The organism is Collinsella sp. TM05-37, assembly GCF_003436455.1.
In the GTDB taxonomy this organism is placed as follows: Bacteria; Actinomycetota; Coriobacteriia; order Coriobacteriales; family Coriobacteriaceae; genus Collinsella.
The window spans coordinates 1-12012 of record NZ_QSPN01000028.1 but is presented as its reverse complement, the minus strand read 5'-3'; the positions used below and the strand labels follow the sequence as shown (position 1 = coordinate 12012).

Annotated in this window: 8 protein-coding genes; all 8 read left to right on the top strand. The window is 59.5% G+C overall.

Translation table 11 applies throughout. The features are described from left to right. The first annotated feature begins 160 nt into the window (after positions 1 to 160). The 8 genes from acpS to DXD48_RS09775 all read left to right on the top strand — a co-directional run bounded on the left by acpS (position 161) and on the right by DXD48_RS09775 (position 11927). Positions 161 to 700 (top strand): holo-ACP synthase, encoded by a 540-nt coding sequence (acpS, locus tag DXD48_RS09810; protein WP_117565045.1) that lies wholly within the window; start codon positions 161 to 163, stop codon positions 698 to 700. Beyond that, positions 701 to 2317 carry an NAD(P)H-hydrate dehydratase gene (locus DXD48_RS09805; RefSeq protein ID WP_117565044.1) on the top strand — a complete coding sequence of 539 codons (1617 nt, stop codon included), beginning with the start codon at positions 701 to 703 and terminating at the stop codon, positions 2315 to 2317. A gap of 2 nt (positions 2318 to 2319) precedes the next feature. Then, positions 2320 to 3465, top strand: coding sequence for an alanine racemase (gene alr / locus DXD48_RS09800; RefSeq protein WP_117565043.1), 1146 nt, complete (start codon positions 2320 to 2322; stop codon positions 3463 to 3465). 8 nt (positions 3466 to 3473) lie between these two features. Continuing rightward, a complete protein-coding gene (locus DXD48_RS09795; RefSeq protein ID WP_117565042.1) occupies positions 3474 to 4094 on the top strand; it encodes a uracil-DNA glycosylase in 621 nt (206 codons plus the stop codon). Between the two features lie 12 nt (positions 4095 to 4106). Further along, positions 4107 to 4613, top strand: coding sequence for a tRNA (adenosine(37)-N6)-threonylcarbamoyltransferase complex ATPase subunit type 1 TsaE (gene tsaE, locus DXD48_RS09790; RefSeq protein WP_089573670.1), 507 nt, complete (start codon positions 4107 to 4109; stop codon positions 4611 to 4613). Then, complete coding sequence (tsaD, locus tag DXD48_RS09785; RefSeq protein WP_117565041.1) at positions 4600 to 6984, top strand: tRNA (adenosine(37)-N6)-threonylcarbamoyltransferase complex transferase subunit TsaD; 2385 nt, start codon at positions 4600 to 4602, stop codon at positions 6982 to 6984. Before tsaE ends, tsaD begins: the two co-directional genes overlap by 14 nt. Before the next feature lie 677 nt (positions 6985 to 7661). Continuing rightward, on the top strand, positions 7662 to 9551 hold the full coding sequence (locus DXD48_RS09780; RefSeq protein WP_117565040.1) for a carbon starvation protein A: 1890 nt from the start codon (positions 7662 to 7664) through the stop codon (positions 9549 to 9551). Between the two features lie 183 nt (positions 9552 to 9734). Continuing rightward, positions 9735 to 11927 (top strand): hypothetical protein, encoded by a 2193-nt coding sequence (locus tag DXD48_RS09775; protein ID WP_158548981.1) that lies wholly within the window; start codon positions 9735 to 9737, stop codon positions 11925 to 11927. Positions 11928 to 12012: the final 85 nt, after the last annotated feature.

Here is a 12012-nt window from a genome sequence, read left to right as displayed (position 1 = left end):
CGTACGCTTGACTTGAAGAAGGGGGAGGCCTCGCGGCCTCCCCCTTTCTTGCGTTTACGGGCAATTTGTCTCACATAGTAGCTGTGTTTTATAACCCTCGTTTGTCGCATCTTCTGTGAACGGGCTACAATAACTTAGTCTGTGCGATATGGAGGTGAACATGGCTGAAGCTGGTATCGGCGTTGATATCGTCGAGATTTCCCGCATGAAATCAATTCTTGAAAAGACGCCGTCGTTTGCTCGGCGTGTGTTTACCGAAGAAGAGCGTGCGTATTGCGATGCATCATCGCGTCCCGCTGCTCACTATGCGAGCCGCTTTGCTTCGCGCGAGGCGGTGCTTAAAGCTCTCGGCACGGGTTTTAGTCAAGGCGTGGGTCGCAAGGATGTTTCGGTGACGCGTGATAAACTCGGCAAACCGAGGGCGCTGCTTTCGGGCCGTGCTCTCGAGATCGCTCAAGAACTGGGTGTTGTTGAGGTCGCTCTTTCCATTACGATTACGGGAGACTTGGCCGTTGCGAATGCCATCGCGATTACCGAAGATGCTCGGCCTAAGCCAAAAGATGAAAAGGTGAGCACCAAGAAACGCGTTGCGCAGACATTTAAAGAGGCTCGCTCTGTATTAGATGAGCTCGAGCAGCTGCAGAATTCAGCATTGACGGAGCACCTGGGCGATGCTTCGCAAGATACGCTAGGAGCATAGATGAAACCGGTTTTGAGTACCGAAGAAGTCGTTCGTCTCGAGGATATCATCGAACGCGAAGGAACTTCGAAGGCCGAGCTTATGGAGCTAGCGGGTGAGTTTGCCGCTAACGAGGTCTTGAAGCTCAATCCCGATCGGGTTCTCGTTTTGGTCGGTTTTGGTAATAATGGCGGCGACGGTTGGGTTGCCGCCGATATCCTGAGCCATAAGGGTGTGGACGTGGATATCGTTTCTCCGGTTGAACCGGATGAGATTCCTGCTGCTCTGGCACGTCACGTTGCTCGTCGTACTGCCGGCCGCGATGTGCACGTTTGCGTCGGCCCCTCGCGTGATGAACTCGAGGTTTTGATCGATAAGGCCGATGTTGTTGTCGATGCCATTTTTGGTACCGGTTTCCACGGGAATCTGCGTGCGCCGTTCTCCATTTGGATTCCTACGGTCAATGAATGCGCCGATTGTGTCGTATCCATTGATGTCCCCTCGGGCCTGAATGCCGAGACGGGCGTTGTTGATGACGACTGCATTCGTGCCGAGCGCACGGTGACGATGATTGCGCCCAAGATTGGTCTGTATAGCGCTGATGGTCCTGAGTATGCCGGCGATTTGATCTGCGGCAATCTTTACGACCGTCTTGACGAGGTCATCGATGATGTCGACCACGCCGCCGAGATTGTCGAGCCCGGTGACTTAGTTGATTACTTTGCTCCGCTACCATCGAATATCGATAAGTATTCCCGTGGCTCCGTGCTTATTGTCGCCGGATCAGCGCAATATCCTGGTGCTGCCATTATGGCGGCCAAGTCTGCAGCTCGCGCGGGTGCTGGTTACGTGGCAGTCGCGGCTCCTGACGCCTGCGCCAATCTCATTCGCATGGCACTTCCTTCGATTCCGGTCTTTACTATTCCGTCTGATTCCCGCGGCTCCTTTGGCGCCGCTGCGCGCATGACGGTGTGCGAGATCGCAAAGAAGTACAGCTGCGTGCTGTGCGGTCCCGGTATGACGACGTCTGCCGGCGCTATGCAGGTGGTTTCGGGCTTGCTCGAGCTTGATGTACCGCTAATTTTGGACGCCGATGCACTCAACTGCCTTGCTAAGATTGCCATTGACGGTATTGATAGTAACCCCGAGATGTATCGTCGCGAGCAGCCGTTGGTTATGACACCGCACTATCGTGAGCTTTCGCGTCTGGTTGCCGGTGACGAGGTGAACGACCTTGGTACCGCGATTGCGGCCGCGCAGAAGGTTGTCTGGGCTGCAGGCTCCGACAATCTGGTGGTCATTGCCAAGGGGCCGACGACGGCTATCTGTGGCGTTGAGCGTGTGCTGCTGCCGCTCTCGGGTCCGGCTTCTCTGGCAACTGCCGGTTCGGGTGATGTTCTCGCGGGTATTTTGGCCGGCACGCTTGCCACCATGCGCGACGAGATGGATCGTTGGGAGTTGCTGTATTCGTACGCCGTCGCACTTCACAGCTACGCCGGTTTTGCCGCGGCGACGGAGTATGGTGAGAAGAGCGTCATCGCGACCGATCTTATCGACTTGATCGGTCCTGCCATGGAGCTGGCGGCAAAGGATGCGCTCGAAGATCTGGGAATCATGGACGAAGGGTCGGATGACTAATCATGAATAAAGCCGATTTGACGCGCTGGTCCTGGGTCGAGATCGACCGCGGGGCGCTCCGTCGCAACACGAGGGCCTATAAGAACTTGCTGAATCCGCGTCAGCGCCTGTGCTGCGTGGTCAAGGCCGATGCTTATGGTCATGGAGCTGTTGAGTGCGCCAAGATCATGTATTCGGCCGGTGCCGACATGTTTGCCGTGGCGACGGTTAACGAGGGCGTTGAGCTCCGACAGGGCGGGATTACGAAACCCGTCCTCATCCTAAGCGAGCCGCCTATCGAGGCTATTCCGACGTTGCTCGAGTTTGATATCATGCCCTCGGTCTATACGTCTGACTTTGCTCTTGCGTATGGCGAATGTGCCGTCGCGGCGGGCAAGGTGGGCAAGTACCATCTTGCCATCGAGACGGGCATGAATCGTATCGGCGTTCACTACACACAGGTGCTCGACTTTGTCCGCGGCATCAGCTTCCATCGCGGTATTCAGTGCGACGGCGTATTTACGCACTTTGCCACGGCCGATGAACCTTCGGGTTGGGACTACAAGCTGCAGTGCCAGCGTTTTACCGAGGCCGTTCAGGCCATTAAGGACGCAGGTTTTGAATGCGGTATCGTGCATTGTGCCAATACGCCGTCCTCGATGCTCGATTCTTCAATGCACTTTGACATGATTCGTGCCGGCATCGGTTTGTATGGTCTGCAGCCATGTGAGCTGAGTGGTCGTGTGATGCAGCTTGATCCCGTCATGAGCGTCCACGCGCGTGTGACGCGCGTGGCGCATCCTGCGATGGGCGAGGGCGTGGGCTACGGCTTTACCTACCGCGTACCGCGCACGCGCGTTCAGATCTGCACCCTTCCGATCGGTTATGCCGATGGCCTTTCGCGTACGCTTTCCAATCGTATGGATGTGCTGTATCGCGGCGAGCGCGTGCATCAGGTTGGCAATATCTGCATGGATCAGTTTATGGTCGCCATTCAGTCCAACCCGGCGCATGAGATTCCCGAGGCCGAGTATGGTGACGAGATGATCATTGTCGGCTGCGATGGAGATGCCGAGATTACCATGGACGAGATGGCGCGCCTACGCGGCACGATTAACTACGAGGTCGCTTGCGGCTTTGGTATGCGTCTCGACAAGGTCTACGTGTAGGAGTCGCTATGGGCGTCATGCACATTCCCGGCCATAGCCATCAGGCGCCGCGTGAGGTCGCACTCGAGGAGATCGAGGCCGTTCTGGGCGATTGTCACCTTTGCCAGCTTTACCAGTCGCGCCACAACATCGTGTTTGGCGTGGGAAACCCCCGCGCTCGCGTGATGTTTATTGGCGAGGCGCCGGGCCGTAATGAGGATTTGCAGGGCGAGCCCTTTGTGGGGGCGGCAGGCGAGGACCTCAACGGCATTTTGTCGCTGGCGGGGCTCAAACGCGAAGACGTCTACATTGCCAACGTGCTTAAGTGCCGCCCGCCGGGAAACCGCAATCCGCGCCCCGAGGAAGTGCTGGCTTGCTCACCGTTTTTGCGCGAGCAGATTCGAAGCATCTGGCCCGATATCATCGTGACGCTCGGCAACCCCGCAACGCACTTTGTGCTCAAGACCGAGATCGGCATTACCAAGCTGCGCGGCAGGTTCCATCAGATGGGGCACTTTGTGGTGATGCCCACTTTCCATCCGGCAGCAGCGCTACGCAATCCAGCGTGGCAGGAGCTGCTGGAGGAAGACTTTAAGATGCTGGGCGACTATCTGGGGCGACATCCCGCACCAGAGGACGCCTCGGAATAATAAGGAGCATATATGTCCCTGGAGCGCCTGGGGGTAGGTACTTACAAAACGACTTGCGCTGCCGATACGGAGTACTTTGGCGAGCTAATTGCACCGTGCCTTGAGGACGGAGATGTGCTCATCCTGACCGGTGGCCTGGGAGTGGGCAAAACTCACTTTACCAAGGGCGTCTCGCGCGGGCTGGGCGATGGGCATATGGTTACGAGTCCTACGTTTGCGCTCATGGCCGTTCACGATCAAGGTCGTATTCCGCTGTTTCACTTTGATCTATACCGCCTGGAGCATGCCTACGAGCTCGAGGATACGGGCATTTTCGATGTGCTGGGCTATGAGGGTGCTTGCCTGCTGGAATGGGGCGAACAATTCCAGGACGAGCTGACGGATGAGTATCTTTCGGTGACGCTCAGGCGTGATGAGGGCGACAGCGATGTGCGAACGATAACGCTTGAGGCGCACGGTGACCGCGCAATGGAGCTTTCCCATTTGATTGATAAGGCTGTACAAGATGAGCTTGCATAACGACAACGCGCTGGTGGTGGCGCTCGATACCTCGACCGACATGCTTGCCTGCGCGGCAAGCTGGATTGATGGGCAGACGGGTGAGACGAAGCTCGTGAGTGGCGACCACATGTGTCGCCGTCACGCCAACGTTGAGCTCGTGAATACCGTTGATGGCGTGCTGGCTCAAGCCGGTCTGGATCGCAGCGATGTTGGTTGCTATGTGGTCGGCCGCGGCCCGGGGTCCTTTACGGGTGTGCGCATCGGCATCTCCACTGCCAAGGGCCTCGCGCGTGGTGCCAATGTTCCGCTGCTGGGCGTGTCGACGCTCGACGCTTGCGCTTGGACGGCGTGGAAGGCTGGCGTGCGCGGCAAGCTTGGTATCTTGGCCGATGCTATGCGCGGTGAGGTATATCCGGCGCTGTATATGCTGGTCGATGAGGGTCCCGAGCGTCAATTTGAGCGCGAACACGTGGTCAAGGCCGCCGTGGCGCTCGATGAGTGGCGCCAAGCAGCGGACTGGGGCCAGGTTCAGCTGACCGGTGACGGTCTCGTGCGCTATGGCAAGCTGCTGGGTGAGGACGAGGCCGCCCGCTGCGTGGAGCGCGACCTGTGGTGGCCTTCGGGCGAGGGCTTGCTGCTCGCGCACGCTGCGGGTGACGGCGATCCGGCCCGCGTCCTGCCGATTTACACGCGCCTTTCGGATGCCGAGGAAAACGAGCGCAAGCGTCTTGGTCTTGCCGAGAGTGCGCAGAGCGAAATTACGGGTGTTGCCGATGAGCTCGCCGGTCGTCATCTGCAGTTCCGTCCCATGGGCGCGGCGGATGCCGAGGGCGCGAGCGCGCTGGAGGCTGCCTGCTTTGAAGGTGCCGGACACGAGACATGGACGCCGGGCATGTTCCTGTCCGAACTGGGCGAGGACGTCGCTGCGCCGCGTAGTTGGTGGGTGGCACACGACGACGGCAAGCTGCTGGGCCTTGCCGGCGGTATGGTCGTGGACGGTGATGTGCAGATTCTGGATGTCGCCGTCGACCCGGCACATCGCCGTGAGGGCATTGCCCGCAAGCTGCTGTCGCACGTGAGCTATGATGCCCAGATGCTCGGCTGCACCACGGCTTCGCTCGAGGTCGAGGACGGTAACGAGGGAGCGATCGCGCTTTATAACGCTCTGGGCTTTACCGAGGCTGGCCGTCGCCGCGGCTACTATGGTGCCGGCAAGGACGCCATCGTCATGACGGCTCCGCTGCCCCTGGTGCTTCCGGTCGACAATGCTTCGCCCGAGCCGACGGCGGCAGAGCAGCGCGTATGGCCGCTGCCTGCGCCTGGGCGCTCCGAGGGGGAGCGTGCCGAAATTGAGCGCCGCCGCCTAGTGCTCGCTATCGAGAGTTCCTGCGACGAGACGGCCGTGGCGATTATCGATGCGGATGGCAATATGCTGGCCAACCAGGTGTCGACACAGATTGATTTTCATGCCCGCTTTGGCGGCGTGGTGCCCGAGATCGCCTCGCGCAAACACGTTGAGGTGATTGTGAGTGTCGTGGATGCGGCGCTCGAGGATGCCGCAGCATCGCTTGGTCTTGAGGGTGGAGCCATCGCGCCGAGCGAACTCGCCGCTGTTGGCGTGACACAGGGTCCGGGCCTGGTGGGTGCTCTGGTAGTGGGCGTCGCCTTCGCCAAGGGCTTTGCCTATGCCGCCGGTAAACCGCTCGTGTGCGTCAACCATCTGGAGGGCCATCTGTTCGCCAATCTGCTGGCGCAGCCCGATCTCAGGCCGCCGTTTATCTTCACGCTCGTCTCGGGCGGTCATACCATGCTCGTGCACGTGAAGGCATGGGGCGACTACGAGGTACTTGGTGAGACACTCGACGATGCTGTGGGCGAGGCCTTCGACAAGGTAGCCAAGGCGTTGGGTCTGGGCTATCCCGGTGGCCCCATCATCTCCAAGCTGGCCGAGACGGGCAACCCCAAGGCGATCGATTTTCCTCGCGCGCTTAACAGCAGGGGAGACTATCGTTTCTCGCTTTCGGGTCTTAAAACGGCCGTGACGCTCTACATCGAGCAGGAGACCAAGGCCGGGCGCACGATTCACCTGCCCGATCTGGCGGCTTCGTTTGAGGCAGCCGTCTTTGACGTTCAGTACAAGAAGGCCAAAAACGCCCTGCATGCCACCGGATGCAAGGAATACTGCATCGGCGGCGGCGTCTCGGCTAATCCGCATCTGCGCGAGATAATGATCAAGAAGCTTGGGCGTCAGGGGATCCGCGTGACGGTACCGCCGCTTTCGGCGTGCACCGATAACGCTGCCATGATCGCGGAGGTCGCCCGCCGTAAATTCGACCGAGGTGAAATCTCGCCGTTCGACGTCGACGCCGATCCAAACATGACGCTGTAGCTGGTACGGCGCGGTCCCCGGACGGAGGGGCCGGATATAAGGTTTCCTGCTCTACAGTCCTGCGCAAGACGAAGGCCACATTAAGTGGCCTTCTTTGCGTGCGGAACTCGCGATAAACCTTATATCCGGCCCCTCCGTCCGGGGACCTTTCTGTATCGATATAGCTTCTGAGCTGGTTTGGCGTCGACAACGTCCGGCAAGGTTAGCCAGCTGCGTCGAATTTCCGGCGTGCTTTAGCTGAAAGAAAAAGATGGTGTGCGGAGCTTTGCTCCGCATTTGGGATGGGAGCTCCCGCGGCTCCCGAGGGGCATCTCTCATGCAAAAACTTTTGTTGGGTAAAGTCCGAGGTCAGTGGCGTTTTATACCGAGAATTTCAAAAAAAGTTGAAAATTCATTACAAATTTGCGTTGACTTTAGGTAACTAAAGTTTCATACTGCTTTTCATCCACTGGGGGATGTGAACACGCACGGATCGTTCGCATCATGATTGAAGAGGATTTCTTAGACATGTTCACGCATCAGCTAAACATTATCAGCGTAGTAATTATCTGATGCGGGTTAGCACATACAGCTAGCCCGTACGATAACGGGCGGCTGATGAAGATGAGGGCCGTCGAGCGCAACCGACGGCCCTCATTTTTTATGTCTAGGAAGTTCTTTTTAGAGGAGGAAATGTAATGAACGGAGTTTTGCTCATGGTTGTGGCCGCGGCGGTGCTCGCCTGCGGCTATCTGGGCTACGGCCGCTGGCTGGCCAACAAGTGGGGCGTTGACAAAGAGGCCCTCACGCCGGCCAAGCGCATGAAGGACGGCAAGAGCTTCTCACCCGTCTCCGCCTTTACCGCGTTCTCGCACCAGTTCAGCTCGATCTGCGGTGCTGGCCCTGTCACGGGTACGATCGTCGCCATGGCCTTTGGCTGGCTGCCCGTCGTGCTCTGGGTCCTCGTCGGCGGCATCTTCTTTGGCGCCGTCCACGACTTTGGTGCTCTGTATGCTTCGATGGAGAACAACGGCAAGTCCCTGGCTCAGCTCATCGAGAAGTACATCGGCAAGACCGGCCGTCGCCTGTTCCTGCTGTTCTGCTGGCTGTTCTGCATCATCGTCATCGCCGCCTTCACCGACATGGTCTGCAAGACGTTCATGTTCACCCCGGCCGTTGACGCTTCTGGTGCTGCTACCGGTGCCATCGACTTCACCAAGTCCTATGCCGCCGGCTGCGCTGGTACCATCTCCATCCTGTTCACCTTCGTCGCTATCGCCTTTGGTTGGGCCCAGAAGAAGTTCAACCTCACCGGTGCTACCGAGTTCGTCACCGGCGTGGTCCTCATGGTTCTCATGTTTGCCGTCGGTATGCAGTTCCCGGTCTACCTGGATAAGTTCCAGTGGTTCGCCGTCGTCATGGTCTACCTGGTCTTCGCTGGCGCTATGCCCATCCAGATGCTCAAGACCCCGCGTGACTACCTCACTTCCATCATGATGATCGTCATGATCGTTTGCGCTGTCCTCGGTATCGTCGTCCTGGGTGTTAACGGCCAGGCCACCATCACCGCTCCGGCCTTTACCGGCTTCTCCAGCGCTTCTGGCATGATGTTCCCGGTCCTGTTTGTTTCCGTTGCCTGCGGTGCCCTCTCCGGCTTCCACAGCCTCGTTTCTTCTGGTACCTCCTCCAAGCAGGTCGAGAAGGAGCAGGACGCCGTCAAGGTCGGTTATGGCGCCATGATCGTCGAGTCCTTCGTCGGCATCCTTGCCATCATCGTCGCCGGCATCATGTTCTCCGACATGAACACCGCCGGTACCGGCGCCCTCAACGCCGGCGTCGCTTCCACCCCGTTCCAGATCTTCGCCGCTGGTATCTCCCGCGGTATGCAGGCCTTCGGTGTTGACGGTACGTTCGCTACCGTCTTCATGACCATGAACGTTTCCGCTCTGGCCCTGACCTCGCTCGACGCCGTCGCCCGCATCGCCCGCACCTCGTTCTCCGAGTTCTTTGCCCAGACCAACGACGCCCTGGCCATCGAGTCCAAGGCCGGCTACATGAAGGTTCTCGGCAACCCCTGGTTCGCCACGGTCGTCACCCTGCTTCCCGGTCTCGCCCTCGCCTTTGGCGGCTATGCCAACATCTGGCCGCTCTTTGGTGCTTCCAACCAGCTGCTCGGCGGTATGACCATGATTACCCTCGCCGTGTTCTGCAAGTGCACCGGCCGCAAGGGCTGGATGCTCTACGTGCCCGTCGCCTTCCTGCTCTGCTGCACCTTCACCTCGCTGGTCCAGAGCGCCATGGGCTGCATGACCGCTGTCCAGGCTTACGGCTTCTTCGGCACCATCCCGGCTACCGCCACCACGGCCGCCGTCTCCGTCGCCGCCACCAAGGGCCTGCAGCTCGTTTTCGCCGTCCTGCTGATGGTCCTGGGCCTCATCGTTGCCGTCAACTGTCTCAAGGAGTTCTTCGGCAAGGAGGCCGGCTCCATGCCCGACGAGGAGCCCGAGTGGTCCGAGATGGGCAAGGCCGAGTACGGTCGCGCCGCTGCCGCTGAAGCTCCTGCCGACGCCGAGGCCGCCAAGGCCTAGTCGGTCGGACGGGTTGAATCTCCCATCTATTTGACTCGGAAAGACTGGGTCCGCAATCAAGCGGACCCGGTCTTTTTTCTTGTGAGAACAGGTGGTGCAAGGGCGTTCTCGCAGATGTTTTGCGTGGATAGGCTCGTGCGTTGTACCATATGGACGTATATGTGTGCATATGAAAGGGGCCCCGTGGCCAAGACGGTATATTCCGATAATCAAAACAATGTCGATGCTCTGGCTGAGCGTCTGAGCAGCCAGACATCGCTTTCTGCCGAGCGCGCCAAGCTGGTTGCCTACGACCTGCTCTGCCGCAAGGCGCTCAAGATTAAGTCGAGCGCGCTGGCGCAGATTTTCCGCTCCGTCGATAAGGAATGCGACACCAAGGCGATGCGCGATGAGCTTATCGCGGCAAATATCGTGACCAAGATCGAGGGCAGCGGCATTAACGGGCGCCCGGCGTTCTATACCATCAATGTCGAGATCCGCGATGCCCAGGAGCAGCCTGCCGAGTCCGTCGAAGATTTTGTCGTCGAGGATTCCGCTGACGTGCCTGCTGTGGAAGAAGCTGCTCCGCGTGAGCATGTCGATACCGATGAGTTGCTCGATGAGAACGTCGTGCGTGCCTTTACGGCCAAGGCGGGACGCGGCGGTTTTGGCGGGGGTGGCAAGCGCGATGCGCAGCGCCGCGCCCAGCAGGAGCGCTTCCGTCGTGCCGTTGCTCAAAAGGGTGAGACGGATGCCGAGGCTGTTGAGAACGAGGTTGCTGCCGAGTCGCAGAGGCCCGCGAAGGAGCAAAAGCCCGTGGAGGCCCAGGAGCCCCAGCGTCGCCGTGGTGCCCACTTTAAGGCTGCGCAGCAGGATGTCGCGCATGAGGTTGAAGAGCCTTCCGAGGCTGCAGACGATGTTGAGGAGTCTGCCAAGAAGGCTCCGGGTTCATGCCGTCCCGGGCGTGGTTTTGCGAGGCGCGCGTATCCCGTAAGGCGTCAGGAGAAGGGCGAGCCGGCTTCGACCGCTCAGGCCGAGAAGGCCGAACAAACCGAGAAAACCGTTGAGCCGGCGACTCGCGAGCAGCAACCTTCCGAGTCGCAGCCTGCGGCTGACGCTGAGGTCAAAGCTCAACAGACCGCTGATAAGCAGGCGGGGGAGAGCACCTCAGGCAAGCCCCGTCGTCGTCGTCACCGCGGCGGTCGTGGCTCAAATGCCGAGGCCGCGGCCGAGAAGGCAGCGACACAAAACGGAGATGAGAAGGCCGAGACTCCGGTGGATCAGGTCAAGCGCCAGCCGGCGAAGGAGGCCAAGTCCGATCGTCCGCAAAAGCGCTCGTCTGCGCCCAAGCAGAAACGTAATACCCGGGCAGATTCCAAGCGTAAGCCTCATGCACAGGCTGAGCCTGCCGCGGCTGATAGTGCTACCCAGCAGCCCGAGTCGGCCGTCCACGGCGAGGTATCGGCGTTTGCCCTTGCCCGCGTTTTGGGCAGGCAGCTGCTCAAAGTTGTCCCTACGCCTACGGCGCTCTCTAAGATCAAGGAGCAGCAGACTCAAATTGTTAAGGCCGAGGGCAAGGACGGCAAAAAGGCGCCGCAGCGCACTCAGCACAACGAGATGTCCAACCGCAAGATTGCCGAGGAAATCGCAATCATCCAGGCTTGGATCGAGCAAAACCGAGGTGCCGATACGCCGGTTGCCTCGCGCCGCCAGCGTGCCTACCAGATTTTTAACGACGAGAAGGCTTTTGACGGCAAGCACGGTGAGCGCCTGATAAGGCGCATGACCGAAAAGGGCATCAGCATGCAGGCGATCAAGGTCGCCCCCAACCGCCCCGTGCACTTTACGGGTTTCTTTACGCTGGGCGCCGATAAGCCGTTCATTATGGTCGAGAACCTGGACACCTACGACGAGATCGTCAGGCTGCTGCGTGGCCGCAAGCACGCCAAGCTCTTTGGCATCAAGGTGGGCGGCGTGATTTTTGGCGGCGGATGCAAGGCGAGCGTCTCGCATGCCCTGGACGATTATCTGGCTGAGATCGGCTATCGCTTTAACTACGTCTACTACGTGGGCGATATCGACCGCGAGGGCGCGCGCATCGTCGAGCAGGCTCGCAATGCCAATGTGGTTGAGATTCGCCTGCATGCCGGCATGTACCGCGCCATGCTCGCCGAGCATAAGCGTCGCGTGAAGGCCGGCGGCGAGTGCGAGCCCGCGGCTGCCAACCAGGGCGTGCCGCAGAACTTGGCGGCGACGATCAAGGATCTGCCCATGGTCACGCGCGTGCAGTTCCGCAATGTGCTGCGCGAGGGCGGGCGCATTCCGCAGGAGATTCTGATGACCGCCGACTATCGGGATGGCGACTCGGGAAGCTTCGACCGCATGCTTAACAACTAAATTCCGCCGGCCCCGGGAGAGCGGGGACACCGGCTTAGGTTTCCTGCTCTACAGTCCTGCTCACGACGGAGGCCACATTAAGTGG

Bases quoted from the DNA above. Each gene is read 5' to 3' on its own strand.
- acpS (WP_117565045.1), top strand. From the start codon at position 161: ATGGCTGAAGCTGGTATCGGCGTTGATATCGTCGAGATTTCCCGCATG.
- DXD48_RS09805 (WP_117565044.1), top strand. From the start codon at position 701: ATGAAACCGGTTTTGAGTACCGAAGAAGTCGTTCGTCTCGAGGATATC.
- alr (WP_117565043.1), top strand. From the start codon at position 2,320: ATGAATAAAGCCGATTTGACGCGCTGGTCCTGGGTCGAGATCGACCGC.
- DXD48_RS09795 (WP_117565042.1), top strand. From the start codon at position 3,474: ATGGGCGTCATGCACATTCCCGGCCATAGCCATCAGGCGCCGCGTGAG.
- tsaE (WP_089573670.1), top strand. From the start codon at position 4,107: ATGTCCCTGGAGCGCCTGGGGGTAGGTACTTACAAAACGACTTGCGCT.
- tsaD (WP_117565041.1), top strand. From the start codon at position 4,600: ATGAGCTTGCATAACGACAACGCGCTGGTGGTGGCGCTCGATACCTCG.
- DXD48_RS09780 (WP_117565040.1), top strand. From the start codon at position 7,662: ATGAACGGAGTTTTGCTCATGGTTGTGGCCGCGGCGGTGCTCGCCTGC.